Raw genomic sequence first — 25,714 nt, 5'->3', positions numbered from 1 at the left:
TACTCATCAACGAAGCCCACGGTACGGACAGCAAGTCGAGGTGTCACCATAGATACAGCCCTCTTCCATACTTTTTAGCTTTAGTTTACTTCGTCAATAGTGACTAAAGAGGGGTTATACCAAATCCGGATAGCATGCCCCCGAAATAATTAGGTTTGTCATGCGGGCCACCAATGATAATGGGTCAGGGCTTTAATCTCGGATTGCATCGACAGGAGGGCGCGGCAGCGGGCCTCAAGGACATCTTCGAGATCACTGAGGGCATCAAAGCAGCGGTTGACTAAGGGTTCATCGGCGAGTCGCCAAAGCCGTTCTGCGGGCTGCAACTCGGGTGAGTAGGGTGGCAATACCTCTAGATGGATGCCGTCCGGCACCACCAGGTCTTTGCGGTTGTGCCATCCCGCTCCATCTATAACCAACAGGATTTGCTTATGAGGGCCTGCCCCGACTTGCTTAGCAAAGGTGGCGAGGGCTTGATTAAACCAATCGCCATTCACCCGAGGCAGAATGAGCCATTCGGCATCCCCTGTCGTGGGATGAACAAACCCATAAAGGTACGTCCACTCATAGCGTGGGTCAACCAGGGCCAACGGTCGCTGCCCAACTTTGGCCCACACTTTGCGGATAATCGGTTTCAAGCCCAAGCGATGCTCATCACCGGACCAAGCTTCGACCAGCGCCTCTGGATACTGCTGCTCGAGGTCAGTCTTGCGTTGAGAGAGTTTTTTTAAACACCGCTTGGGCCTCAGGGTCACCTTTGCGATGCCGAGGACGAGGCACTTGCAGGGATTGCTCCAACCGCTTGAGATAATCCCACCCCCGCTGCGGCCAGACTTTGGGTACCCCAGTTACTTCGGCGATGACCTGGGCCACCTTTGGCCCACTCCAAACCCCATCATCGTCCGGAGGTGATTGCAGTCGAGTCTCCAGTTCCCTGAGTTGCTCAGGGTTGAGCAGACTACGAGACTGTTGGGGTCGCTGGTCTTTCCGTCGATTGCGCAGGCCATCAGCACCATCACGGTTGTAGTCTTTTACGACGGCTCGGGCGTAGTCATAGTTCAAGCCCACGGCTTTAGCGGCATCTGTCAGGGTCGTTTGCGTGTGAACGAGCCACAGCAGATGCCATCGTCGAGACTCAACCGGGTCACCGCTAGCGCGATATCGCGCTTTAAGCTCCTCGGCTGAAAAATGAGGTTCGAGATAGAGGGGTCTAGGCATCCCACAACCCTACACTGTTTCAGAGGTGTACAAGTCGGATTTGGTATTAGATGCTCTGGGCGCACCGCTAGCCCAAACCTACTTGGCGGTGCGGCGGGCAGAGCTAACCGCCATGGCAGGCATGACCTTGGAGGCCGAGGTCAGCCTACTGCTCGATCGCTACTGAGCCACATATCCTACGCGAGAGGGCATCGTTGTCCAGAACCCAAGGGACAGCCTACTCAACGGTTAGTTCATGGATGTTCCAAAGAGCGCCGCCGAGGGCGGTAAATTTAACCCCCTGTACCCGGTTGCGCACAGCGGTGAGCGATAGGTTGTTGATCAAGTACATAAACGGCAGGTATTCCTGGGTGAGCCGCTGGGTTTCTTTGTACAGCTCAAAGCGCTCATCTTCGTCAATTACCTGAGCAGCCTGTACATAGAGATCGGCAATGCGGCGCTCCCAGTCGGCGGCCTGCCAGCCCTCCAGCGGGTCTTGACCTGGGCCAGCGTTCTGGTTAAACGCGTGGAGGGCACCGTCGAGAAGCCATACATTAGCACCACCATTGGGTTCTGTGCCGCCCGTTAGGCCCAGCACCAGTGCCTCCCATTCCAGGCTGTCGGTGAGGCGATCGACTAGCGAGTTAAAGGCTAGTGGCTGAAAATCGACCTGAATGCCTAGCTTAGCCAGGTCATTCTTAATCTGCGCCCCAATCGATTCGCGAATTTTGTTGCCGGAGTTCGTGATCAGCGTGAAGCGCACCCGGTTGCCCCCGGCATCGAGCAGGTGGTTGGCGGCGTTGTACTGAAACCCGTCGGCCAGCAGCATCTGCTTTGCTTTCTCAAGGTCATAGTCGTAGGTGCGAATGCCCATCTCAGGCGGGGCAAAGAAGGGGCTGGGCACCGAGATGGGTGAGGTCTGAGGCTGCCCCAAGCCCTGGAAAATGTTGTTCACCATGGTCTGGCGATCGATGGCGTAGGAGACCGCCTGACGAAACGCTACGCTGTTGAACCAGGCCGACTTCACCGGGTTGACCAAAGGCTTGCCGTTGCGGCTGGCGCGGTTGAGGTTAAAGGCAAAAAAGTTGGTGCCCAGGCCAGGGCCGCCATTGTAGATGGTGAAATCGCCGCGCTCTTCTTCGCGCTTGAGCAGCGAGAAAAAGTCGGGCTGCACGCTCTCTAGGTCTAACCCGCCCGAGCGAAACTGAAAGAAAGCCGTATCGGTAGAGCCGACAATCTGCCAGACAATCTGCTCGATGTAGGGCTGTTGGTTGCCCTGGTCGTCTTTTTGCCAGTAGTAGGGGTTGCGCTCAAAGACCAGTCGCTCCCCGGAAATATATTGAGCTAAGCGGTAGGGACCATTGCCCACAATTTTGCCTGGGGCTGTGTCGGTGCCCCAGGTCGAAAGAAACAGTGGGTTGCCCTGGCCATCGGTGCCCTCTACCGTGGGCCGCAAAATATGGGCTGGAATAACTTCTAGGGACGTGTTTTGCAGCATGGGGGCAAACGGCTCGGGCAGTGTAAACTGTACCCGGCGCTCATCCACCTTGCTGACCTGAGGAAAGCGCCCTTCGGTGCCAATGCGAAATCCGTCGCGGCTGTTGGTAGGGATGGCTGGATTGAACAGCACATCGTAGGTAAAGACCACGTCGTCTACGGTGAGGGGTTCACCGTCAGACCAGCGCAGCCCGTCGCGCAGCGTAAACACCAAGACGGTGCCGTCGTCGGAGATCTCCCAGCTTTCGGCTAGGGCGGGGACGGTTTCGCCGCTAACGCCATCAGTGGTGGTCAGCCCCTCAAAGGTCAACCCAAAAATGTTGGGCGACTCCTGGCTGAGAATGGGGTTGAAGGTCTTGGGGTCGCTCAGGGCGCTCAGCACTAGGCGAGGCACATCGGCACTGGCTTGGGCAAACCGAGTCGGGTCGCAGCCGCCACTGGCTATACCAACCAAAATTACTAGCATCAGGGCCGCAAGTCGCCTGACCTGACTGCGCCACGTGCCAAGGTTGAGCCAACTTAGGGTTGTACGCGATGCCGTTGTCATGGTTGTGACCTCCTAACCCGCCAAGACAATGCCTCACACACTATAGCGAGTTACCCCTAGAGATTTGCATCCGCTGCCGTTTGAATTGGGATGACCCTAAGCGCAGTTTTTCCCCAAGCGCTGAACCGACTATAGGAGCGGTGGCCCAACTGCCCTAGTAGCTCTCGCCTACCCTGTCGAAGATACTCAGGGTTTAGGGCACCCTAGGCGCATCCCCCAAGAGACTTTCCTATGGCTGATCGCTACTATCTTTACGGTATTTTCCCGGCCCCTGGCCCCGCTGAGCTGCCCTTGATGGGCCTAGACGACCAGGTGGTGCAGACTCAACAACTGGGCGACTTTACTTTTCTCTATTCTCTAGCCTGCCAAAAGCGCTACCTGTCGAGCCGCAAAAATCTGTTGGGCCACGAGAAGGTGCTAGAAGCTGCCATGGAGCAGGGCCACCGCACGCTGCTGCCGCTGCAGTTTGGTCTGATTGTCGAAAGCTGGGAGCAGGTGCAAGACGATTTGGTGACTCCCTATGCTGAAGACTTGACCCAATTGTTTGGGCGGCTCAACGACTGTCGGGAGGTGAGCATTAAGGTGCAGTGGGAGCCTTCCACCGAGCTGGAGATGATGATGGCCGAGAATGCTGACCTACGGGCTCAGCGAGACCAGCTAGAGGGTACTCAGTTGGGTATGGAGCAGGTGATTTTCATCGGCCAGCAGATTGAAGCAGCCCTAGAGGAGCGTAAGCAGGGGATTGTTGACCAGTTTTGCCAAGCGCTGGCTCCCCTGGCGAAAGACGTGCTTGAAAACGCACCCCAGACCGACGTGATGATTTACAACGCCGCTTTCTTGATTCCTTGGGAGAGCGAGGGGGAATTTAGTCAGGCGGTGGAGGCGATCGATGGCACCTTTGGCGATCGCCTGCGGATTCGCTATAACAATTTCACCGCTCCCTACAACTTCGCCCAGCTCAACTAGCTGCTCCCCAAACCCCAACGCTTATGCTGTTTAAACTTCTCTTTGCCCCGGTGCTTGGCCCCATTGAGGGTGTGAGCTGGGTCGCCAACAAACTGTTAGAGCAGGCCGATGTGGCCACCAACGACCTCCAAAGCCTGCAAAAACAGCTATTGGCCCTCCAGCTTGCCTTCGACATGGGGGAAGTTGCTGAGGCAGACTTTGAAATTCAGGAAGAGGAAATTCTCCTCGCTATCCAAGCCATTGAGGATGAGGAAGACGAGGATGAGTGATCTAAAACTGGGGTGCTAGGATTCGAACCTAGGAATGCCGGGACCAAAACCCGGTGCCTTACCACTTGGCGACACCCCATTGCTTTCGCTTTGATAATATAGCAGGTTGAGTGGCGCTACTGTCAACATTACCTAAAAACTTAGAGCCAAAATCTGCCCTATATCCAAAGCGACATGGTCATTCCCTCTACCGATCAAGGTGTGAGCATAGTACACAAAGATATGGTGTAGCTTGCGTCTGGCATTCCGAGGGCAACAGTTTGAGCTTCACAATAGTAGAAACAGGTAGTTTACCTGGGGTTTTTAGCGCATCGTTACTGCCAGCTTTTAGGCTTTCTCTCCATGTCTTCTGACACGTTTTACGCTGACCTACCGCCCCTCAAGCAATTTTTAGAATTAGCTAACTCTCAAAACTACGTTGAGGCCCCAGATGATTGGTATGCGTTGATTACCGATGTGGTCGATTCGACCCAGTCGATCGCGCGAGGCCAGTATAAAGAGGTCAATGTGGTGGGGGCCAGCTCGATCATGGCGGTGCTCAACGCTACGGCTCCCCTAGAAATTCCGTTTGTGTTTGGGGGCGACGGCGCGGTGCTGCTGGTGCCCCCGGCGGCAGTGCAAGCGGCTCGGGAGTCGCTGCTGGGCACTCGGGCGCTGGCCTGCGAGTCATTTGGGCTAGATTTGCGGGTAGGCATGGTGCCGCTGGCGGCGATTGCCCCTGAGCACCCGGTGCGGGTGGCAAAAATTCGCCTTAGCCCCAGCTACTGCCAGGCCAGTTTTATCGGCGGTGGCCTCACCTACGCCACTGAACTGATCAAAACCGATGCGACCTATCGGCTAGAGGTGCCGGGCGATCGGTCAGTTACTAACCTGACTGGGCTGGAGTGCCGCTGGCAAGATATCCCCAGCCCTCAGGGCCACACCCTGAGCCTGATGGTGGCGGCGCTGCCCAGCGGTGGCTACGTCAACGAGTACCTGTACCAAGAGATTCTAGAAACTATTGGCGATATCTACGGCGAAGGCGAAAGCTACCACCCCGTGGCCCCATCGGCCCTCAATTTATCGATTAACCCTAAGCGGCTGCGAGCCGAGGCCAAGGCTAGAGCCAAAAGTGCGAAATGGGGCGATCGCGCTACCTATACGGCCCGCGCTTATTTAGAAAGCCTGCTGGGTCTGGGCCTAATGGGGTTTGACGTGGATGCAGGCGGGGTTGACTGGGGTCGCTACAAAGCCTCGGTTCGTGCCGCCTCTGACTACCAAAAAATTGACGATATGCTGCGCATGGTGATTGCTGGCAGCCCCGCTCAGACCGATCAAATTGTCGCCTACCTAGAGAGCCGCTTGGCGAAGGGCCATTTAGTCTATGGGGTGCATGTATCGGATCGCGCGCTAATGACCTGCCTGATTATGGATCGACGCGATCGCCACTTTCACCTGATCGACGGAGCCGATGGCGGTTACGCCCTGGCTGCTCAGCAACTCAAGGCTCAACTTCAGGGCAAAGCCCAAAACTGGCAGGCCTACTCGCGCCTAGCCCGCCGCCGCCAGCTAGGGCAGAGGGCGCGGCAGACTTAGGGATAACCACGTGGGTATTTTCAGGCCGCGCCTTAAGAGTATTCCTGGCAAAGACAGTAACCACAGGCTGCTAGGTGGTGTATTCAGCGTTGATTTTGACATAGTCGTAGCTCAGGTCGCAGCCCCAGGCCTGGCCGCTGCCGGAGCCATCGCCAATGCTGACCCCAATGGCGACGGTGTCGGTTTTGAGGTAGTCACCCTGGGTAGCTGCTGTCAGGTAGGCGCTGGCGGCAGGGCGATCGAAGTCTAGGGGCTGGCCGTGCTCCATCAGCAAAAACTCGCCCAGCTGCACCCGCAGGTCGCTCTGGTCGAAGGTAACTCCGGCTCGGCCAGCGGCGGCAGCAATGCGGCCCCAGTTGGGGTCGTGGCCAAAGATGGCCGCCTTTACCAGGGATGACCCAGCAATGGTCTTGGCCACCTGACCGGCGGCAGCGGAGGTAACGGCTCCGGTGACGGTAACTTCGATCAAGCAGGTGGCCCCTTCACCGTCGCGGGCCACGCACTTAGCCAGGTACTGGCAAACGGCAGTGAGCATGGCCTCTAGCTGGTCGGCCTCGGCCCCTTCGTCGGTGATAGCGGGAGTGCGCGATTCGCCATTGGCCAAAGCGATTAGGGTGTCGTTGGTGCTGCTGTCGCCATCCACAGTGATTTGGTTGAAGCTGCGATCGGCAGCGCGGCGCAGCATGTCTTGCCACAAGGTGGGCGACACGGTGGCATCACAGGTGACAAAGGCCAGCATGGTGGCCATGTTGGGGTGAATCATGCCCGAGCCCTTGGCGATGCCGCCAATGCGCACGGGGCGATCGTGAATAGTGGTTTCCATTGCCACCGATTTGGTCACCAGGTCGGTGGTAACAATTGCCCCAGCGGCAGCATCAGAGCCTTCAGGCGACAGACTTTCGACCAGTTTGGGAATCCCCGCTTTAAGCTGTTCCATTTTGATACGCTGACCAATCACCCCGGTAGAGGCAATCAGCACAGCTTCGGGGGGCAGGTTGAGGGCAGAGCCCAGGGAGGCAGCGCTTTCGACCGTATCGACCCAGCCCTGGTTGCCGGTGCAGGCGTTGGCCTGACCCGCGTTGATGAGAATGGCGCGGGCGCTAGGGCGGGCTTCAAGGCGCTGGCGGCAGTAGTCAACGCAGGCGGCGCGTACGTAGCTGGTTGTGAATACTCCAGCGGCGATCGCCTCACAGTCCGAGTAAATTAAAGCCAAATCAGGCGCACCAGAGGGTTTGAGCCCTGCGGTAATCCCCGCCGCCTGGAATCCTTTGGGTGCCGTAATGCCCCCCTCAATCACCCGCCAGTCTGCCATGCTGTTGTTACCCCATAGGTCTGCCGGGGATTATACCAAGCTTCTGTAGGGATGATTCTGGCGCTCAAGGCCCTGGAGATCCTCAATCGCTGACTTAATCCTCAGCAACAGTTAAAGGATGCTCCAGAAACGCAAATTCTTCGACGACCTGGCCACCGATCAGGTGTTCTTGAATGATCCGCTCGATCACTGTTGGGGTAGCGCTGTGGTACCAGATGCCGTCGGGGTAGACCAGCAAGATCGGTCCTTTGTGGCAAACCCGCAAACAGTTGGCCTTGGTGCGAAAGACAGAGGTCGGGCGCTCTGCCGTGGGCCGATCTAACCCTAATTCTTTCAACCGATTCTTTAAGTAGTCCCAGGCGACGATGCTCTCGGCTTTGTCGCAGCACTTGGGTTTAGTCTGGTCGGCACAAATGAAAACGTGGCGCTGAATGGTGTTGAGCGCTAAAGCCTCGACACAGGTGGCTAGGGAAGCACAGGTGTCGGGAGCGTTACTCATCGGGGGTAGCATCAGGTTTGGTAGGGTCTGTGTCCGCTGGGGATTCGGCGGATGCTGCGGGTTCTACAGCCTTTTCGGGTTCAGTTTTGGCTGGCTCAACTTCAGGAGACTCAACGCTGGCGGCAGTGGCCTCGGACGCAGGGGCAGGTTCGGCAGCCAATTCAGGCGCAGCAGCAGGAACAACCGCTTCGACCAGAGGTATCTCAGGGCGCACCCGCCGAATGGGTAGGTTGGCAATTAGTGCCGTCATGCGCTGGTCGCTTTCGAGGGTAAATTCTAAATGCTCTTGGTCAAGCTCGACGTAGCGAGAGACCACTGCAAGAATCTCTTTACGCATTTTTTCGACCACTTCGGGGGTGAGGTCGGCGCGATCGTGGGCCAGCACAAACTGTAGCCGCTGCTTGACCTCGGCTCTGGGGGTCAGGGTGCGGTTGCGGTTAAACAGCCTATCGAGAAGTTCACTTAGCATCGGCACTGGCGGCTAGGTAGAGAAAACATTAAACACCGTGGGAGTAAACGGCCCTAGCCCCGAAAGAAGCGGCGCAGGCGGCTGAACAAGTCGTCGTGGGTGGCATTGAGGTCGATGAGGGGCACCTCTTCGCCCAGCAGGCGGCGAGCCACGTTGTTAAAGGCGACCCCAGCTAAGGAGAGCTGTTTGTCGAGCACCAAGGGCTCGCCCCGGTTAGAGGAAACAATCACCCGTTCGTCGTCGGGCACCACGCCCAGCAGGGGCACAGCGAGAATGTCGAGCACATCGCGCACTGACATCATCTGGTCTTCTTGCACCATCTTGGGCTTGATGCGGTTGATCAGTAGCTTGGTGAACTTCACATCGTTGGCTTCGAGTAGGCCGATGACCCGGTCGGCGTCGCGCACAGCAGAAATTTCGGGGGTGGTGACGACGATCGCCTCTTTGGCCGGGGCGATCGCATTCTGAAACCCCATCTCAATCCCCGCTGGGCAGTCGATCAAAATAAAGTCATTACTGGGGGCTAACCCGGCTACCAGCTGCTTCATTTGCTCGGGAGTGATCGCCTCTTTGTTGCGGTTTTGGGCTGCCGCCAGCAGGCCGAGGGTAGGCTGGCGCTTGTCTTTGACCAAGGCTTTTTCCACCGTGCAGTCGCCCGCCAGCACGTCGAGAGCGGTGTAGACAATGCGATTCTCGAGACCCAGTAGTAGGTCGAGGTTGCGCAGGCCAAAGTCGGCATCGACGACAGCGACCCGCTGGTTGCGCTGGGCCAGGGCCATGCCCAGGTTGGCGGTGCAGGTGCTCTTGCCGACGCCCCCTTTGCCCGAGGTCATTACGATAATGCGAGTCATGGCCGAACCCAACTTTCCTTAAAGAACCAACTACCCGACGAAACAACCGTTAATAATACGCCATGGTGGCCGGTGCAAACCTAAAACGCATCGGTCGGCTGTGCTCCCTGCTCTAGGGTGGCGTTGAAGTGCTGGCGGGCAAAGGCCTGGGCCTGGGCGATGCGGATGCCGTTGTCGCCCGCATAGGCCACCTCGGGCAAGTAGTCCCCAGTGGGGCCATCGGGGGCACGAGCCACCAGATCGGCCAGGCGCAGCTGGGTAGGGTGCATTTGCAGGGCCATGATGCAGCGACTGCGATCGCCCCCTGACCCCGCGTGAGCCATCCCCCGCAGCCGCCCCCACACCAAAATGTCGCCCTCCGCCACCAGTGAACTGCCAGGGTTGACATCCCCCATTACAACGATGGTGCCGGGATGGCGAATCTCGACCCCGCCCCGCAGGGTGGTTTGCAGGTACAGCGGTTCGGCCAGGGGCTTGCCGGGGGCAGGAGGTGACTGCACCAGGGTATCTTCGGCTTCGAGCTGGTCAACGGAGTAGCCGGCGGCCACGGCGGCCATAGCGGTCTGGCGGCGGCTGGTAGCAACCCGCTTGAGGGTGAGCTGGGCGGCGGTGAGAATTTCGTCTAAAGCCTGGAGCTGGCGAGCATCGAGCAGGCGATCGCGGGCGGCCAAGTGCACCGTCGTATTGGGCTGCCAAAAGGGTTCACCGCCATTCAGCCGCTGCTTAAAGTGCTGCAACAGCTCTCCCCAGGACAGGGCACCGCCTTCAGCCTCGACCTGGGGGCCGTTGGGCATCATCAGTACCAGGCGATCGCCGTCGTTGCGCAGTCGTAGCTGGGTGCGGGGGTCAATCGGCGGGGCCGGCACTGGGGGAGCAGCGGCCACCGCAACCTCGGGGGCGTCCGAAACCTCTGAATTGGTTTGGGCAGCGGCCTCAGGCATATCCGAAAGTGCCGCAATAGAGGCATCGACCGAGGGCATATCCGGGTCGGCGACAGCCTCGGTTATAGCCAGGGAAGCAGAGTCGTCAGGAACCATAGGGGTTTGCGGAGGTTGAAAATACTGGGCCAAGCCCGGTGCTGCCATATTAGATCACGGGGGTAGAGATGGCGGGTCGGTCAAGGTCGGTTTTCCCCTTGCGGTTTGTCCCGGGCTGTTGGTTATAGTAGAGGAGGTCTCACTACGGCGTTGGTGACTACCAACAATGTTTGTCGATCTATGTTTGTTCCGAACGGGAGCCAAGTTGCACCGGCGGCAGTAAACCGAGCTTGTACTCGGAAACTTTAAGCCAAATGCCACGGCACCCCCCTGGTTTTCCCAGGTCGGAAACTGAGGTAAGACGGCGTTGCGGTGAGGCCTTCAAGATTTTTGAAATTCCCCTGTCTCTTGTAGATGGGGGAATTGTCTTTGTCGAGAGCTTTGAAGGAATGTCCTGGGCGTCGAGGCACTCTAAATCGTCTCATGGTTAGGATCAGGGTAAGGACAACGCCTTCAGCAGAAAACTGAGTGTCTGGCCAGATTGAATTTATGGGATAGGGAGTGCGATCGCAGACCGTCAAAAGGCCTATCGCTGTTGGGTTTCACTGCGTTTCGCCCAACCGACTAATCTCTGACGCCTTGGGTTGATATAAAAGCGGGCAATCTAGCCGGGTCAGAGGTGAATTTCACCACGGTAAGGAACTGCCTGCGCCCCCAATCTTAGAAAATGTGATTTAGCTTACTTGAGCGCTAGTATTGACAACATAGCTAGCCTCAAATCCAGATACTGCGAAAGCTTAGCAGATCAGTTTCAGGTGGCTTTGTGGTTTCTTGTAGGGCCTGCACCGTTGAATTCGGTTGATTTTCCCGCCAGTGTAATTCGTTTGGAGAACGGGCTGACCCTAATCCACCAGGAGATTGCGGCCACGCCCGTAGTCGTGGCCGATGTGTGGGTGAAGGCTGGGGCCATTACTGAACCGGCGGAGTGGGCAGGCATGGCCCACTTTTTAGAGCACATGATTTTTAAGGGCACCGATCAGCTGCCACCTGGGGTGTTTGACTATGCGATCGAAACCCAAGGCGGCATGACCAACGCTGCCACCAGCCACGACTACGCTCATTTTTACATCACCATTGCGGCCGACATGCTGTCGCAGACCTTGCCCTACCTGGCCGATCTACTGCTGCACGCGGCGATTCCCGCCGATGAGTTTGGCCGTGAGCGGCAGGTAGTGCTCGAAGAAATCCGCCAGGCCCAGGATGACCCCGACTGGCTGGGCTACCAGGCGATGTCGGAGCTGGTATACCAAGACCATCCCTACGGTCGCTCGGTGCTGGGCACAGCAGAAATTTTGCAGCAGCGATCGCCCGAAGAGATGCGCTGCTTTCACCAGGCCCACTACCAGCCCGACAACATGACGGTGGTGATTGCGGGCGGCATTCCCCTAGAGCCCACGGTGGCCATGGTAAAGCACGCCTTTCGCGGCTTTGCGCCGCCACCTTCTTGCCCGCCTGCGGCGATCGCGCCCATTCCCTCCCTGCCAGGGGTGCGCCGTGAGACCCTGCACCTGCCTCGCCTTGAGCAGTCGCGCCTGTGTCTGTCCTGGCTGGCCCCAGGCATCGACCAGCTTGAAGCCGCCTACGGCTTAGACCTGCTGGCGGCCATTTTGGCAGAAGGGCGCTCGTCTCGCCTGGTGCGCGAGCTGCGGGAAGACCGCCAGCTGGTGCAAGACATCAGCGCCGGGTTCTCGCTCCAGCGCGATTGCAGCCTGTTCACCATTCAGGCCTGGCTCGACGGCAAAGATGTGGACCGGGTTGAGGCGATTGTGTGCGATCGCATTAGCGAACTGGCGGCTAAACCGATTACCGATGCCGAACTGGCCCGCGCCAAGCGCTTGCTGTGCAATGACTACGCCTTTTCGACCGAAGCTCCGGGGCAGTTGGCGGGTCTCTATGGCTACTATGGCACTATTGCCAACGCCGACCGCTGTCTCAGCTATGTCCCCACCCTAAAGCGCTACACCGAGGAGCGCTTGCGCCAGCTAGCTGCTCAGTACCTCACTCCTCTGCGCTACGTGTCCACTATTCTGCGTCCAGCCTGATGCCGCCTGGGCAGACTATAGTTAGACTGGCCAGCGCCGCGATCGCCTAGGCCTGAGCAAATTCAAGACATTTCAAAACCTTCCCTGTTCGTTTCGTTAACCTACTTCTTGCCCTGTGACAGCTTCTCTTCTTCAAGCGCCGCGCCTGCACCGCACTGTTTTAGCCAATGGCCTGACGGTGATTGTTTTAGAAAACCCCGTCGCTGATATCGTCTCCGCTCGGCTGTTTATTCGAGCTGGGAGCGCCTTTGAGGCTCCTCACCAGGCGGGACTGGTGAGCTTTTTGATGGGGTTGCTGACTAAGGGGACTGAGACGCTCTCATCAATGGCGATCGCCGAAACCGTTGAGTCAGTAGGGGCCAGCTTGGGCACTGATGCCGCTGCCGACTACAGCGTCATCAGTCTCAAAACCGTCTCCGCCGACTTTCCCGAAATCTTCGCCCTGGCCGCTACCCTGCTGCGGCAGCCCAGCTTTCCCCTCGATGAAATCGACCTAGAGCGGCGGCTCACCCTCCAGCAGATTCGCTCAATGCAGGAGCAGCCCTTCACCATTGCCTTCAACCGCCTCCGCCAGGACATGTACGGCGAGCACCCCTACGCCCTACCCGGTATTGGCACCGAGGCCTCGGTTGCGGCCATTACCCAGCAGGCTTTGATCGACTTCCATCGCCAGCACATGCGCCCCGACAACGTAGTCGTTACGATTGTGGGCCGCATTAGCCCTGAGGTGGCTCAGGCCCAGGTCGAGCAGACCCTGGGCGATTGGCAGACTCCGGCCACGCCGCCCCCAGCCCTAACCCTACCTACGGTGACCCCCGCCGCCACCTGCTCAATGGTGGCCCAGGAGACCAACCAGGCGATCGTCATGGTGGGCTACCCAGCGGCCTCGGTCAAGCACCCTGCCTACGCCGCCCTCAAGCTGATCAACACCTACCTGGGCAATGGCCTTTCTAGCCGCCTGTTTGTAGAGTTGCGCGAAAAGCGGGGTCTGGCCTACGATGTATCGGCCTTTTACCCCACCCGCCTGGGGCTGTCGCAGTTTGTCGCTTACATTGGCACCGCCCCCGAAAATACGGCTACAGCCCTAGAGGGTCTGCGCTTTGAGGTAGAACGGCTGCAAGAGACAGTACTCTCCGATGAGGAGCTACAGGCGGCTAAAAACAAGCTGCTGGGCCAATACGCCCTGGGCAAGCAAACCAACGCCCAGATCGCTCAGCTGCTGGGCTGGTACGAAATTTTGGGGCTTGGGGTCGAGTACGACCAGCAGTTTCAGGACATGGTCACGGCGGTGACGGTGCTCGACGCCGAAGCCGTTGCCCAAGAATTTTTCCACACTCCCTGCATTTCGCTGCTGGGGCCAGAGGAATTTGTTGCTCCCGTGGCCCAAGCCCAGGCTTAAGCTCAATTCCAAGTCGCAACTGTCGATCTAACAACTGAACTCACCCGCTCGCTATGGCTGTAGCGATTTGTTGTGCTGCGGTTAATGCTTTGAGGTTGCTACCAATCTCGCCATTCACCTGTCGGCCCTTCTCCATCGCCGTATTCACTGGGGTCTATGCCAGCTTTTACAGCGATAACATTGAAAAGCTCACACAATTCCTCTCGTTCGCCTGTCTCAATAAGTGAGTCATCTATTTCATCGTTGAGCGTATTGAGTGCTTCAACAGCAGCTTGAAACTTTTGAAGTTTATCTTCTTTGGGGGCGTCTCCACCCAAGGCAGCCAAATCAGAAACCAAGGTATCCAGGATGAGCTTTGCTGCCTCACAATTTTCTTCTGTGTACTGCTCTAAGCCCTCTTCGCCAGCTTCACCAATTTCAGCGTAAGTTTTCCACTTATCAAACGGATACGTTTCTCTAACTTCAAGAAGATCAGTTTCATAGCTCATAAGACTCCTCCAATTTGCGAGTGTACAGCAGTAAGAGAGCCGCGCGCGACAGCACAACTCCTATTGTATTGAGTATCGGATCTGCTAGATAAGACCCCACATTTTCCGCCAAGGCCTTAATTAAAAACATCATTACGATGAGACGATGCGTCGATTTATAGATATAGTTCAGAGCTGAGCCACCAAGGAGGATGCCGTGGGGAGTGGATTAATTTTAGCTCTGGCGGGGCTGCTGGCCGGGATACTGGCGGGTTTTTTGGGCATTGGCGGTGGCACGGTCATGGTGCCGGTGATGGTGGCCCTGGGGCTATCGGGGGTGCAGGCGGTGGGGACGAGCACCCTGGCGATCGCCCTGATTGCCCTAGTCGGCAGCGTGCAAAACTGGCGCATGGGCTTTCTCAACCTCAGCAATGTTGCCATGCTGGGGTTGCCCGCCCTGGTCACCGCTTACTTGGGCAAAGAGCTAGCTACTGCCCTGCCCGAGTATGCGCTGCTGGGAATTTTTGGCCTGTTTCTGCTGCTCAACATCTATCTAATTGGCATCAAAAAACAGGTCATTCGCCGGGCACAGCAGACCGAAACAGATGGCGGCGTTGTCCTACCAAAGACGCGATCGCAGCCAGTATCGCCCACGGTGTATCGCTTAGGCATTGGCGGGCTGGCGGGTTTTTTGGCCGGGCTGTTTGGCGTCGGGGGCGGCGTGGTGATGGTGCCGCTGCAAATTTTGCTGCTGCAAGAGCCCATTAAGGTAGCGGTGCAGACCAGCCTGGGGGCGATCGTGATTACCGGGCTGTGGGCCTGTCTGTGGCATGCCCAGGCGGGCAACGTATTGCTAGTTGCTGGCCTGATTTTGGGGGCGGCGGGGGCGATCGGGGTGCAGGTGAGCACTCGCTACCTGCCTCGCCTGCCTGACCAGACGGTAAATGTCATGTTTCGCCTGCTGCTAGCGCTGCTGTCTGGATACTTCTTCTTCAAAGCCTGGGCCGGCTACACAGCTCTTTCTGCCTAGCTCGACCAAAGCACAAAGCCAGTGGTGGTGTTGAGTACGTTTAACAAAGCTCGCTGAAGAATATCTCAGGCCTATGGCAACCAGCGGATAAACGGGCTAGCGTGCGAATGATCCCTCTTCACTGCCCATGCGACCTCTTCTAACCGGCCCCCTGACCGTTGAAACGGTGACTGTCTCCATCCGCGATCTGCCCCAGCGGCTAGAGGGCTGCCGCATTGTGCACCTCTCTGACTTTCACTACGATGGGCAGCGCCTCTCGCCTCGGCTATTGCAGCAGGCGATCGATCGCGTCAATGATCTAGCCCCCGATCTAATTGCCTTAACGGGTGACTATGTGACCCGAGATCCCGCCCCTATCTTTGAGCTGGTGACTTACCTCAGCCAGCTTAAAAGCCGTTTTGGCACGGTGGCAGTGCTCGGCAACCACGACAACGTTACCCGAAAGGGGCGCAAGACAATTCTGCGAGCGCTCCGGCAGGCCGGTATCTGTGCCCTGTGGAACGATATCGCCTATCCCCTGGGCGACGATCTGCCGGTGGTAGGACTGGCCGATTTTTGGTCGCAAGAGTTTCACCCGGCTCCGCTGCTCGACTCGCTATCCCCAACTCAGCCCCGGCTGGTGCTCTCCCACAACCCTGACACAGCAGAACCTTTGGCTTCCTGGCGGGTCGATCTGCAACTCTCTGGCCATACCCACGGCGGGCAGATTGTGCTGCCGGGCATTGGCCCTGTGTCTGCCCTTATGCAGTCCCTGCAGCTGTCGGTGCTGTCGAAGCTGCCCTATTTCAAACGCAATCGCAAACACAAACGTTCCAAAATCGTGCACCACTGGGAATGGGTTTCAGGACTGCACTGCGTAGGGCAAAATCAGCTCTACGTTAACCGGGGCCTGGGGAGCTATGCGCCAGGGCGGTTAGGGTGTCCGCCGGAGGTGACGGTGGTGGAGTTGGTGAGGGAGATGAGGGAGACGCTATGCAAGGGACAGGCTTAGAGACTCGCTTTCCCTATCTGCTTACTAGGACGCGATCGGTTCACGCTCAATTTCTTCGGCCGCCGGTTCCCGATCGATCGCAGCCTTGGGCAAAAACCCCACCGCTCCCATAATGGCCCCCAGATTAACGCCGTCTTCAAGCAGGCTGACGTGACCGCTGTGGGGCAGGGGATAGATGCGGGAGTTGGGCAGTAATGCGGCTAGGCGCTGGGCTTCTTCTAAAGAAGGTAGGAGGCGATCGCCCAAGGAGGCCACTAGCAGAGTCGGCGCAGTCACCCGGTGCAGGCGCAGGGACTCTAGGCGAAACTGCGACAGCAGTGACAGCCGCCACGCGGCGCTAGCCTGACTAACCCCACCCATAGCCCGCATTAGCGCCTGGCGACTGACCTCCCCAATGCGGCTGAGGTTGGCCAGTACCGGCAGGCTAGTCAAGGTTGAGCTTTGGTACAGAGGTGGGGCGACCCAGGGGGTGAGGCTGGCCACCCAATGCATCCATGGAAAGCGGTGGAATGCCGAGGCGGAGTTAATTAAGATCAAGTGGCTGGCCAGGGTTGGGGCCAGGGCGATCACCCGCAGGGCTAAGCAGGCTCCAAACGACTCACCGCAGAGATATACCGGGGCAGTTCCAGCTTCCTGACGAATCAACTGCACCGCTTGGTGGGCCAGGCCTTCCCAAGACGACATGTCGTCGCCCGGAATCACCAGACAGCGAATATCGAAGTGGGATTTAAGACCGGCGCTTTGGAGCTCAAATAACTCGCCGCTGCCATCCATGCCGGGGAAATAAATAAACAGGGGATGCTGGAGATTTTTACCAACGGGGGCATAGAGCTTAAGAATGGCAGGTTCAGGCATGGAGACTTAGGAGTGACAACGGGCTTAAAAACAAGCCGACCAATACAGTTATAGCCATTGAGGCCCCAAAAGCACCCTAGTAACACCCCTGCTTGAGTAGCATAGCAACTTCCTCTTGACAGCACTGGGTCAGTTCTGAGGCCAAAGCGCCTTTGCCTTTGCTGCGGTAGTGCGATCGCAGCCGGTCATCCACCCGCACTGGGCGACCAATCATCACATCCACCTCGTGGTAAAACACCGCCGGATGCCACCCCGGCTGCTGAAACAGAGGCTCCGCAGAGTCGAACAGACTAAACAACCGCAGGGGCATCAACGAGTTATTGGTCTCGCGGTGAGCGGCGATCGCCACCGGCACAATCGCCAGTTCATCCACCGGTGCCCGCAGGGCCAGCTGGGCAAACCCGCGATGAAAGGTATTGAGATTATCGGGGGTGGTTTTATGCACCATTGGGGCCGCCCCTTCCGGGAAAATGCCCACCGCTTCCCCGTCCTTAAGTGCCTTCCTCGCTCGGCGAAAGAAGGCGGTTTGACCTTTGTCAGGGGCATCCAGGGGGAGACAACCCAGGGCATTGATCACCGTGCGTAGGCCGGGCACCTGGCTCATGTAGTGATGGCAGGCAAACCGCACCGGCCGCCCCACGGCGCTCATCACCAGGGGCGCATCCATAATGCTGCGGTGGTTGCTCACCACCACCATGGGCTGGTGGGGCGGCAGGCGATCTTGCCCATGCACTGACATCCGCACCTGTGACAGGGTCAGCAGCCAGTTAGAGACATCCAGGGGGTTGGCCGTTAAAGATGTTAGTGGTGGTAGAGGAGCTAGGGCCATGCAAACCTACAAAGATGAAGAGAACTTAGCCACCTTTAGCAGCAGGTAGCAAAACCTTATAAATCACAACTTAACAAACTATCAAGCGTTCAGAAGCGTAGAAACCCACCGATTTGAGCGAGATCTCCCCACCGATATAGCTCTACCGTCGGGAGGCGCGCAGTTGCCCACAGGCGGCGTTTTCCTCTAACCCGCGGGAGTAGCGCACAGTGACAGCAATTTTGCGATTCTCTAGCTCGGCGACAAAGTTGCGAATGCTCGCTTCGCTAGGGCGCTGATAGTCAGCCTCATCAATGGGGTTGTAGGGAATCAAATTGACGTGGCTCTGAAAGCCGCGCAGGTGCTGAGCCAGCTCGGCGGCATTGGTGGGCTGGTCGTTGAGCCCCGCCAGCAGAATGTACTCAAAGGTCACCCGGCGACCCGTCAGCTGCACATACTCCCGACACTCATCCAGCAGCACCTCTAAGGGGTAAGCTCCAGCGCTGGGAATCAGCCGCAAGCGCTGGGCCTGGTTCGAGGCGTGCAGGCTCACCGCCAGGGTGACCTGGAGCTGCTCCGCTGCCAGGGCGCGAATGCGTCCCGGCACCCCCACCGTGGACAGAGTCATAGCTCGTTGGCCAATGCCCACATCCCGGTTGAGGCAACGGATGGCGGCTACGGTGTTGGCAGCATTTAGCAGCGGTTCGCCCATGCCCATAAACACAATGTGGCTGACCCGCTGGCCAAAGTCTTCTTGAACCGTGAGCACCTGGTCGACAATTTCGTGGGTGGCCAGGTTGCGCATAAAGCCACCCTTGCCTGTGGCGCAAAAGTCACAGGCCATGGGACAGCCCACCTGCGACGACACGCACACCGTCAGCCGCTTGGCCGAGGGAATGCCTACAGTTTCAATAATTTGACCGTCGGCTAGCTTAAGCAAATACTTAACGGTGCCATCGCTGGCCACCACTCGATGGTGCAGGGTGGAGCGCCCCAAATCAATATGAGCCATGGTTTGACGCCAGGCTTTAGAAAAGACAGTGATGTCTTGGAGCGATCGCGCCCCCTGCTGATAGATCCACTGATAGAGCTGCTTGCCCCGATAGCCCGGCTGCCCCTGGGCCTGCACCCACTCGGTCAGCTCCTCCAAAGATTTTCCTAGCAAAGGCGTTGACAACTCTCCCTCGGCTGAAGGAGTTGACTGGGCAACAGCCTCTACGAGAGGCGAGTCAGTGGGAGACAGGGGAGAAACAGCCATATCCATAAGGAATGCACAATCCTCTATGGTAGCGATGTTTTGACGACTCTAAGGCAGCTACCGACGACGGCTGGGGAAATCGTCAGAGTCTTTCTTAGGGGTGACGGTGTCCGTGTGCATCAGCTCAACTATACCCTCAGTCAACATTTTAGGATCCATAAAGACCACTTTGGAGTTTTCGCTCTCCCCAAGTCTCTGGTTAGCCTCTACATAGCGCTGAGCCAACAGATAGTTCAAAATTTCGGAGGTGTCACCCTGATTTTGCAACGCCTGAGAGAGCATTTGAATCGATCGCACCGTAGCCTCGGCCCGCTTGATGGCGGCCTCTTGTTCACCCTGGGCTTCGAGCACCATGGCCCGGCTTCTCAGCTCCGCCGCCTGCTGCAACTGCATCGAGCGCCTCACCTCTTCAGGGGGAATAATTTCCTGCACTTCGACCCGCGTGACCTTCACTCCCCAAGGCTCGGTAGCTTCATCGAGCTGGGAGAGCAGCGCCCGGTTTAGCTCATCGCGAGAGGAAAAGGTCTTTTCAAACTCCATCTTGCCGATTTCCGATCGCAGGGTAGTTGTGACCAGTTCTTGAATAGCCTGTTCGACGTTTTCGATGGCATAAAAGGTCAGCTCTAGCTCCAAGATGCGCCAGTACACCACCGCGTCAACTTCTAGCGACACGTTGTCTCTGGTGATCGCCCCCTGCTTGGCCACATCGAGAATCTGCTCGCGTACACTGTCGCGCAGCACAATGTAATCGAGCACCGGCACGATGAAGTTCAACCCCGGCTTGAGTTTGCGGTTGTAACGCCCCAACCGCTCCACCAGAGCTTCGGTACCTTGATTGATGATGCGCACCGAGCCAACGGTGTAGCCGATAATAATTAATGCCAGAATCCCAATGATTGACGGCACGGCCAGCTCCCGGAGCTAAAGAGTTGAGTAAGCCTGTTCTACTGACCAGTGTACTGATTTCTCGCTAAAGTGAGCGATTTGCTCGGCTAAGCGGGTTCAAGGTTTAGGGTTTAAAGCTTTACTCCATTACCCCTCGCTATCTCAGACAGGCTACCTGCTGTAGCACCGTCATTGGGCCCAGGGTTTTGAGCAGGTCAAGCTGCTCCGGGTTTTTAACCAGCAGTGACCCCGCAAACCCCAACGAGTTTACTGGAATCGACTGGTAGTGATCTTGCTGGCGGGCCACCGCCATCATCCACTCACGGGTAATCAACAGATTGTAGGGAAACGCCTGGGGAGGCTGGCTCCAATCAACTCCTAGGTAAGTCAGCAGGGCGAGGTAGGTTTCCAGCAGGGTTTTGCCCCTTGGAGAGGCCCCCTCTCGGAGGGCCGCAATGGCGTGGTGAAAGGGCAGTCGGGGAGACACCACCGGGTTGGAATCATTGGGCTTAAGGGCCAGGTCAGCGATTACGGTTGCTAAGGGTAGGGGGCTGCGATCGGGGCAGAGGGGCGGCGGCACGATCTGAAGGTGTTTGTGGGGCTGGCTCGCTCCTGCCAATCGACCGCCGTTATAAAATGCCAGCCCGTCGATGCCGGCCATGCAGGTGGCTAGGGCCTCAAAGTCGGTCAGGGTCAGCCAGCTATCTTGATCTTCATAGGCGCGGGTGACGATCAAAATGTGGTGATCGACCACGTTGTATTTATTCAGTAAGCACAGGTGGGTGGCCGAGAGGTTGGCCACAAACAGGTCTGGGTCGTAGGGCAAAAAAGGATTGGCGGGCTTACCCAGCCGCTGCTGGCTCTGCTGGGCCAGGTCAGCTTTTTCTTTGCGGGCCAGGTTGGCCAAAATTCTGACCAAAAACCGCATGCCCTCCTGCTCTAAAAACTCGTAGCGGGTGTCGATGGGCTGAAGGGCACCACAGCGCTGGGCGTGGAGCGTCTGCTGCTGAATTTTGCTCCAGAGGGCACCGGGCGCTAGCTCGACCTCGGGGGAATGCTCCATAGGGAAGGAAATGGGGAGAGGGTTGCCTTCCCGACTGTAGCAAACCGTTGCCTAAGCAGCACCGTGATCAGGTTACAGAAAGCGTCCAAAAAATCTTTTTAAAATTGATTTCTTTTAAAACAACAACACCCATTCTCTTGACCAAAGAACTTCCTGTTTTAGGTTGAGCTTTCGTGGAGATAAGAGACAAGACTTATGCCTCAAACGAGGATAAATTTGTCGTGCTTAAAACTCCCATTTGCTACTGAAGGAAGGGTTGTTGGAGCGTTGGGTGTTGTCGTTTAAACGAGACAGATGTAAAGTTAACAGCGTTTCACTCCTTTTTCTGGGTTGACTTTTGGCTGTTTTATCTGCCAGGGGAGCCTTACCGGCTCCACATTCAATATAGTCCTTGAATGGGTTGATTCCCACCGACGAAACGATAGTTAACAGTGGGCTAATGGCCAATACTTTTAGTGAAAATTCCCTTGAAAGATGCTTATTTGTTAAGGGTCTGAAGCAGCCTTTTTGTTCTGCCTAAAGAATATAGGTCAGGTGCATTCTGACGTAAATCGCGCGGCAAAAGTCGGTGTTAAACCCAGAGGACTGGGATGAGTCTAGCTTTCGGAAGGGTCGTTGAAGCCGCGGGTGCTTAAGATTTGTCGGCCGCGCTGGCGGGCCAGCTTTTGTAGGTCAATGCTGCGATCGGTTTCATCGACGATTTCGCCAGTCAGCACCTCTAGCACGTCTTCAAGGGTAACCACGCCCGACACACCACCATATTCATCGACCACCACGGCTAGGTGCTCACGGGCGGTTTGAAAGTCTTGCAGCAGCTTGTCGGCCCGTTCGGCCTCGGCTACGAAGCGCACCGGGCGCGCTACCTGGCTGAGCAACTGGTGTCCCTGGCCGCCAATTAAGGCGGTAAGCAGCTCGTTTTTGAGCACTAGCCCCAGAATCCGGTCGATGTCGTTGTCGCTGATCAGAATGCGGCTGTGCTGGGAGTTGAGAATTTGAGCCTCGGCTTCGGCAATAGTCAGGTCACCAGGCAGGTGGGTGACGGCTACCCGGGGGGTCATGATGTTGACCGACTTCATGTCGTTGAGGCGAAACACCCGCAAAATCATCTCGGCTTCGTCGGCTTCGATGATGCCTTCTTGGTGGCCGATGGTGGCCAACAGCTTAATCTCGGCCTCATCGGTGCTGGGGCGCTTGCCGTCGCCCACAAGGGGAGCGGTAGCTTTCTCCAGCAGCAGCACGATAGGAATAAACAGCCAAGTTATCCACCGTACTGGGGTGGCGACAGTCAGAGCAATGGGAATGGCGTAGCGTTCTCCTATGATTTTTGGGAAAATTTCGCCAAATAGAATCACCAGCAGGGTTAGCACACCGGTAAATATTCCCAATAGAGCGTCGTTAAACACTGTGGCAGCAATGCCCCCAATCAAAACGCTGCCCACAATGTTGAACAGGTTGTTGAGGATCACAATAGTGGCAATGGGCCGGTTGATCTTTCGGCGAATGGCCAAGAGAGTGATGGCAGCAGGTTTCTTAGACTCAGCTAGCTGTTGGGCCTTGAGGACGGGCACTGATAGCAGCGCCGCCTCGCTGCAGGAGCATAGGGCAGAGCCAGTTAGCATGAACAAAATGGCGATCGCGAGGGTCAGCATGGGTGAGTTAGGGGCGAACGAAACCGGCAGGAGGGACGCTGTTATGATTCATCTACTATGATCCATTGACGAGATTAATCAAAACTCTCTCGTAGCCGATTCAGTGTTGTACTGGAGGTTTGCTCTGGGTTAACTCTGGATGGAACTGCGCGGAGGAATGCCCTGTTCTGAATCGTCTGTCTGTAAATAACCCATGAGCGATATCATTCTCGACGTTAAGCGCCTCACCGTTCACTTTGAGGTCGATGGCCAGCTCATTCAGGCTGTGAATGATATTTCGTTTCAGGTGCAGCGAGGGCAAACCCTAGGTATTGTGGGCGAGTCGGGGTCGGGAAAGTCGGTGACATCGCTGGCAGCGATGGGGCTGGTGCCCAACCCGCCAGGCAAGGTGGTCAATGGCGAAATTTGGTTTAACTCGGGCAACGGCACCCCGGTAGATCTCGCTACGCTGAGCGAGGCCCAGCTCCAGGCCTATCGGGGTGGTCAAGTGTCGATGATTTTTCAGGAGCCGATGAGCTCGCTGAACCCGGTGTATACCGTGGGGTTTCAAATGGTGGAGGCGATTCGTCAGCACCAGAATATTTCAAAGGAGGCAGCTCGTCAGCAGGCGATCGCCCGGTTGCAGGAGGTCAAACTGCTGCCCACCGACGCTGCCCTGGCAACCCTCATCAAAACCGAAAAGCCGCACCTCGACGATGAATCGCTGAAGGAAGAGGTCGATCGCCGTCAGCAAGCCATTCTCGATCGCTACCCCCACGAGCTGTCGGGGGGGCAGATTCAGCGGGTGATGATTGCTATGGCGATTTCCTGCAACCCGGCCCTGCTGATTGCCGACGAGCCCACCACGGCGCTGGATGTGACGGTGCAGGCGACGATTCTCGACCTGCTGCGCGAACTGCGCGATCGCCGCGGCATGTCGCTGATTTTCATTACCCATGATCTGGGCATTATTGCCGAGATCGCCGACCAGGTGGCGGTGATGTACCAGGGCAAAATTGTTGAAGCTGGCCCAGTGTGGGATATCTTTGCCCAGCCCCAGCACCCTTACACCAAGGGCTTGCTGGCCTGCCGCCCGCAGCCGAACCAGCGGCTGCGGCTGTTGCCTACGGTGGCCGACTTTATGTCTGTGGAGCTGGCGGGCACCGAGATTAACGCCGCTGCCGCTAATGGCGGTCTGCCGGTGGCGGCGACCCCCGTCATTCGTGAGCGGGTGCTCGACGCCGAGGCCCAAGCCCGCTTTGCCCCCCTGACGGAGAAGGAACTGACGACGCGGGCGGCAGCCCTGGCGGCCAATGGCCCCCTGCTGGCAGTAGAAAACCTCCAGGTGGGCTACCCGGTGCGAGGCATCTTTGGCAAAACCCGCAGCCACGTGATGGCGGTGCAGGATGTGTCGTTTCAAATTCAGAAGGGTGAAACCTTTGGCCTGGTGGGTGAGTCGGGCTGCGGCAAAACCACCCTGGGCCGGGCGCTGCTGCGGCTGGTGCCCGCGATGGGCGGCAAAATCTGGTTTGAGGGGCGTGACGTGCTGGGGCTGGGCTCGTCACCGCTGCGGCAGCTGCGGCGCGACATGCAGATTGTGTTTCAAGACCCCTACAGTTCTTTAGATCCAAGGATGAGCATTGGGGCGGCGATCGCTGAACCGCTCAAAATTCACGGCGTGATCAAAAGCAAACGCAACCAGCGGGAGCGGGTGTCTTACCTGCTCGATCGCGTCGGTCTGCCCGCCAGCTGCATGAATCGCTATCCCCACGAATTTTCGGGCGGGCAGCGCCAGCGGGTGTGCATTGCCCGCGCCCTAGCCCTCAACCCCAAGTTCATCATCTGCGACGAGTCAGTGTCGGCGCTGGATGTGTCGGTGCAGGCCCAGGTGCTCAACCTGCTGAAGGAGATTCAAGCAGAGTTTGACCTCACCTACATCTTTATTTCCCACGATCTGGCAGTGGTGAAATTTATGAGCGATCGCATTATGGTGATGAACCAGGGCCGGGTCGAAGAAATTGGCCCCGCCGAGCAGGTCTACCGCCAGCCCCAGACCCCCTACACCCAGGCGCTGATCAGTGCCATTCCAGTGGGTAGCTTAGATCGCATTCAGGAATTGCAGCGCGATCGGGCTACGGTGGCGTAGCTTATTGCACCTTTCCAATTGAGTCAGGGTCCCGGCCAAAGGCACCGGGGGCATTCTCAATACATAGCAGAGAGTTTTGCCTATCGCCCCAGTCCCTCAATGCCTGAAAGCCAGTTTCTCAATGCATGGCTAAGCCGCCTTGTTGGACGGCTAAGTTGCTATAAGTGAATGCTAGGTCAGGACAAAGACAAGTCTAGAAAACTCACCTCTATATGTAGAGCCGTGAAGCAAACGAGGTTGGGCATTTCTAGCCACCCTACAATGAGGCCATACCTTACTCATTTGAACCTATGCCTGTAGAAACCGTTGGCAGCCCACCCCCCGAGGCTGATCAGGTGCGCTCTGTGCTCGAGCAGCAGCTGCCAGAAATTATTGCCAGCTTTAATCAAGTGCTGCGAGAGCAGTACGGGGTTGAGGGCGTTAGCGTGGGTGGGTTCACTGTGGTACCCGAGAGTGCGGTGGCCTCTAAAGTCACCTGCGACCAAGATAGCTGTTCGATTAGCTAGGGCTGTACCGGTCCGCTGCGACCAAGATAGCTGTTCGATTAGCTAGGGCTGTACCGGTCCGCTATGCCCCCTGTGCCAGCATCCGGCAATCTGTTTCAGCTGCCCACGGCGGAAGCGTTCACCGCCCTGTTTGAAACACCCCAGCTGCGGGTTGAGCGCATTCTCTCGATCGGGCAGACAACGCCCCCCAACGAGTGGTACGACCAAAGCCAAGATGAGTGGGTTGTCCTGCTACAGGGAAGCGCCACCCTCACCTATGAGGATGGCGCTTTTTTAGCGATGGGGCCGGGAGATTACGTGCTGATATAGCGATCCGTATAAGGGTTCGGTCAGGCAAAATGACAGGATATCGAGAGGAGTATTGTGATGCCAGCTCCCTACAGCCTTGACCTGCGCCAGAAAGCGATTGCCGCGATT

General features: G+C 57.3%; 26 protein-coding genes, 1 tRNA gene and 1 other RNA gene. 12 read left to right on the top strand and 16 right to left on the bottom strand.

Features of this window, described 5'->3' with window-relative positions; all coding sequences use genetic code 11:
* Positions 1–158: 158 nt before the first annotated feature.
* Both H6F57_RS09925 and H6F57_RS09920 read right to left on the bottom strand, forming a co-directional pair.
* Positions 159–755: an IS630 family transposase gene (locus H6F57_RS09925; protein WP_190630746.1), complete on the bottom strand. Its 597-nt coding sequence runs from the start codon at positions 753–755 to the stop codon at positions 159–161.
* Positions 703–1,218 carry a winged helix-turn-helix domain-containing protein gene (locus H6F57_RS09920; protein ID WP_190630744.1) on the bottom strand — a complete coding sequence of 172 codons (516 nt, stop codon included), beginning with the start codon at positions 1,216–1,218 and terminating at the stop codon, positions 703–705. Before H6F57_RS09920 ends, H6F57_RS09925 begins: the two co-directional genes overlap by 53 nt.
* 25 nt (positions 1,219–1,243) lie before the next feature.
* Here H6F57_RS09920 and H6F57_RS09915 point away from each other — a divergent pair, with 25 nt between their 5' ends.
* Entirely contained in the window at positions 1,244–1,384 is a 141-nt protein-coding gene (locus tag H6F57_RS09915; RefSeq protein ID WP_190630742.1) for a hypothetical protein, read from the top strand.
* Between the two features lie 51 nt (positions 1,385–1,435).
* Here the strand turns inward: H6F57_RS09915 and H6F57_RS09910 are convergent, their stop codons facing one another.
* Positions 1,436–3,160, bottom strand: coding sequence for an ABC transporter substrate-binding protein (locus H6F57_RS09910; protein ID WP_347279965.1), 1,725 nt, complete (start codon positions 3,158–3,160; stop codon positions 1,436–1,438).
* A gap of 312 nt (positions 3,161–3,472) precedes the next feature.
* On the opposite strand from H6F57_RS09910, the gene H6F57_RS09905 reads away from it, so the two are divergent.
* A complete protein-coding gene (locus H6F57_RS09905) occupies positions 3,473–4,207 on the top strand; it encodes a GvpL/GvpF family gas vesicle protein (protein ID WP_190630738.1) in 735 nt (244 codons plus the stop codon).
* Between the two features lie 23 nt (positions 4,208–4,230).
* Positions 4,231–4,476, top strand: a complete 246-nt coding sequence (locus tag H6F57_RS09900) for a gas vesicle protein GvpG (protein WP_190630736.1) — start codon at positions 4,231–4,233, stop codon at positions 4,474–4,476.
* A gap of 7 nt (positions 4,477–4,483) precedes the next feature.
* Here the strand turns inward: H6F57_RS09900 and H6F57_RS09895 are convergent.
* Positions 4,484–4,555: transfer RNA gene (locus H6F57_RS09895), tRNA-Gln, on the bottom strand.
* Positions 4,556–4,818: 263 nt separating this feature from the next.
* Between H6F57_RS09895 and H6F57_RS09890 the strand changes: the two genes are divergently transcribed.
* Positions 4,819–6,051, top strand: a complete 1,233-nt coding sequence (locus H6F57_RS09890; protein WP_190630733.1) for a DUF3095 domain-containing protein — start codon at positions 4,819–4,821, stop codon at positions 6,049–6,051.
* 70 nt (positions 6,052–6,121) lie between these two features.
* Here H6F57_RS09890 and argJ read toward each other — a convergent pair whose 3' ends face one another.
* The 5 genes from argJ to minC form a co-directional block, all read right to left on the bottom strand.
* Positions 6,122–7,363 (bottom strand): bifunctional ornithine acetyltransferase/N-acetylglutamate synthase, encoded by a 1,242-nt coding sequence (argJ, locus tag H6F57_RS09885; RefSeq protein ID WP_190630731.1) that lies wholly within the window; start codon positions 7,361–7,363, stop codon positions 6,122–6,124.
* A gap of 94 nt (positions 7,364–7,457) precedes the next feature.
* Positions 7,458–7,862, bottom strand: coding sequence for a ferredoxin (locus H6F57_RS09880; RefSeq protein ID WP_190630729.1), 405 nt, complete (start codon positions 7,860–7,862; stop codon positions 7,458–7,460).
* Complete coding sequence (gene minE / locus H6F57_RS09875; protein ID WP_190630728.1) at positions 7,855–8,331, bottom strand: cell division topological specificity factor MinE; 477 nt, start codon at positions 8,329–8,331, stop codon at positions 7,855–7,857. Before minE ends, H6F57_RS09880 begins: the two co-directional genes overlap by 8 nt.
* A 53-nt stretch (positions 8,332–8,384) precedes the next feature.
* On the bottom strand, positions 8,385–9,182 hold the full coding sequence (gene minD / locus H6F57_RS09870) for a septum site-determining protein MinD (RefSeq protein WP_190630726.1): 798 nt from the start codon (positions 9,180–9,182) through the stop codon (positions 8,385–8,387).
* An 80-nt stretch (positions 9,183–9,262) separates the two neighbouring features.
* Complete coding sequence (gene minC / locus H6F57_RS09865; RefSeq protein ID WP_190630724.1) at positions 9,263–10,219, bottom strand: septum site-determining protein MinC; 957 nt, start codon at positions 10,217–10,219, stop codon at positions 9,263–9,265.
* A 136-nt stretch (positions 10,220–10,355) separates the two neighbouring features.
* Here minC and ssrS point away from each other — a divergent pair.
* From ssrS to H6F57_RS09850, 3 genes are all read left to right on the top strand, one after another.
* Positions 10,356–10,539, top strand: a non-coding RNA gene (ssrS, locus tag H6F57_RS09860) — 6S RNA.
* Between the two features lie 468 nt (positions 10,540–11,007).
* Positions 11,008–12,261, top strand: coding sequence for a pitrilysin family protein (locus tag H6F57_RS09855; RefSeq protein WP_190630722.1), 1,254 nt, complete (start codon positions 11,008–11,010; stop codon positions 12,259–12,261).
* 115 nt (positions 12,262–12,376) lie between these two features.
* The gene (locus H6F57_RS09850; protein ID WP_190630720.1) at positions 12,377–13,660 is read left to right on the top strand and encodes an insulinase family protein; all 1,284 of its coding nucleotides are present in this window, start codon (positions 12,377–12,379) and stop codon (positions 13,658–13,660) included.
* A gap of 98 nt (positions 13,661–13,758) precedes the next feature.
* Here H6F57_RS09850 and H6F57_RS09845 read toward each other — a convergent pair whose 3' ends face one another.
* Positions 13,759–14,148, bottom strand: coding sequence for a hypothetical protein (locus H6F57_RS09845; protein ID WP_190630718.1), 390 nt, complete (start codon positions 14,146–14,148; stop codon positions 13,759–13,761).
* 196 nt (positions 14,149–14,344) lie between these two features.
* On the opposite strand from H6F57_RS09845, the gene H6F57_RS09840 reads away from it, so the two are divergent.
* Both H6F57_RS09840 and H6F57_RS09835 read left to right on the top strand, forming a co-directional pair.
* Positions 14,345–15,157: a TSUP family transporter gene (locus H6F57_RS09840; RefSeq protein WP_190630717.1), complete on the top strand. Its 813-nt coding sequence runs from the start codon at positions 14,345–14,347 to the stop codon at positions 15,155–15,157.
* A gap of 127 nt (positions 15,158–15,284) precedes the next feature.
* Positions 15,285–16,148 (top strand): metallophosphoesterase, encoded by an 864-nt coding sequence (locus H6F57_RS09835; protein ID WP_190630715.1) that lies wholly within the window; start codon positions 15,285–15,287, stop codon positions 16,146–16,148.
* A 24-nt stretch (positions 16,149–16,172) separates the two neighbouring features.
* Here H6F57_RS09835 and H6F57_RS09830 read toward each other — a convergent pair whose 3' ends face one another.
* From H6F57_RS09830 to H6F57_RS09805, 6 genes are all read right to left on the bottom strand, one after another.
* Positions 16,173–17,003 (bottom strand): alpha/beta fold hydrolase, encoded by an 831-nt coding sequence (locus H6F57_RS09830; protein WP_190630713.1) that lies wholly within the window; start codon positions 17,001–17,003, stop codon positions 16,173–16,175.
* A gap of 76 nt (positions 17,004–17,079) precedes the next feature.
* Positions 17,080–17,832, bottom strand: a complete 753-nt coding sequence (locus H6F57_RS09825; RefSeq protein ID WP_190630712.1) for a lysophospholipid acyltransferase family protein — start codon at positions 17,830–17,832, stop codon at positions 17,080–17,082.
* A 142-nt stretch (positions 17,833–17,974) separates the two neighbouring features.
* On the bottom strand, positions 17,975–19,069 hold the full coding sequence (rlmN, locus tag H6F57_RS09820) for a 23S rRNA (adenine(2503)-C(2))-methyltransferase RlmN (RefSeq protein ID WP_242025019.1): 1,095 nt from the start codon (positions 19,067–19,069) through the stop codon (positions 17,975–17,977).
* 57 nt (positions 19,070–19,126) lie between these two features.
* Complete coding sequence (locus H6F57_RS09815; RefSeq protein WP_190630710.1) at positions 19,127–19,975, bottom strand: SPFH domain-containing protein; 849 nt, start codon at positions 19,973–19,975, stop codon at positions 19,127–19,129.
* A gap of 136 nt (positions 19,976–20,111) precedes the next feature.
* Positions 20,112–21,017, bottom strand: coding sequence for a DUF4922 domain-containing protein (locus tag H6F57_RS09810; RefSeq protein WP_190630709.1), 906 nt, complete (start codon positions 21,015–21,017; stop codon positions 20,112–20,114).
* A 596-nt stretch (positions 21,018–21,613) separates the two neighbouring features.
* Complete coding sequence (locus tag H6F57_RS09805) at positions 21,614–22,666, bottom strand: hemolysin family protein (RefSeq protein WP_190630707.1); 1,053 nt, start codon at positions 22,664–22,666, stop codon at positions 21,614–21,616.
* Positions 22,667–22,859: 193 nt separating this feature from the next.
* Between H6F57_RS09805 and H6F57_RS09800 the strand changes: the two genes are divergently transcribed.
* The 3 genes from H6F57_RS09800 (at position 22,860) to H6F57_RS09790 (ending at position 25,606) form a co-directional block, all read left to right on the top strand.
* Positions 22,860–24,791, top strand: a complete 1,932-nt coding sequence (locus H6F57_RS09800; RefSeq protein ID WP_190630705.1) for an ABC transporter ATP-binding protein — start codon at positions 22,860–22,862, stop codon at positions 24,789–24,791.
* 290 nt (positions 24,792–25,081) lie between these two features.
* Complete coding sequence (locus tag H6F57_RS09795; protein ID WP_073608737.1) at positions 25,082–25,297, top strand: hypothetical protein; 216 nt, start codon at positions 25,082–25,084, stop codon at positions 25,295–25,297.
* A 63-nt stretch (positions 25,298–25,360) separates the two neighbouring features.
* Positions 25,361–25,606 carry a cupin gene (locus H6F57_RS09790; RefSeq protein WP_190630703.1) on the top strand — a complete coding sequence of 82 codons (246 nt, stop codon included), beginning with the start codon at positions 25,361–25,363 and terminating at the stop codon, positions 25,604–25,606.
* The last annotated feature ends 108 nt before the right edge of the window (positions 25,607–25,714 follow it).

Origin of the sequence: Leptolyngbya sp. FACHB-60, from assembly GCF_014695775.1 — a bacterium.
GTDB lineage: Bacteria > Cyanobacteriota > Cyanobacteriia > Phormidesmidales > Phormidesmidaceae > Nodosilinea.
The sequence above is the reverse complement of the archived record's forward strand: the minus strand, read 5'-3'. Positions and strand labels throughout refer to the sequence as shown.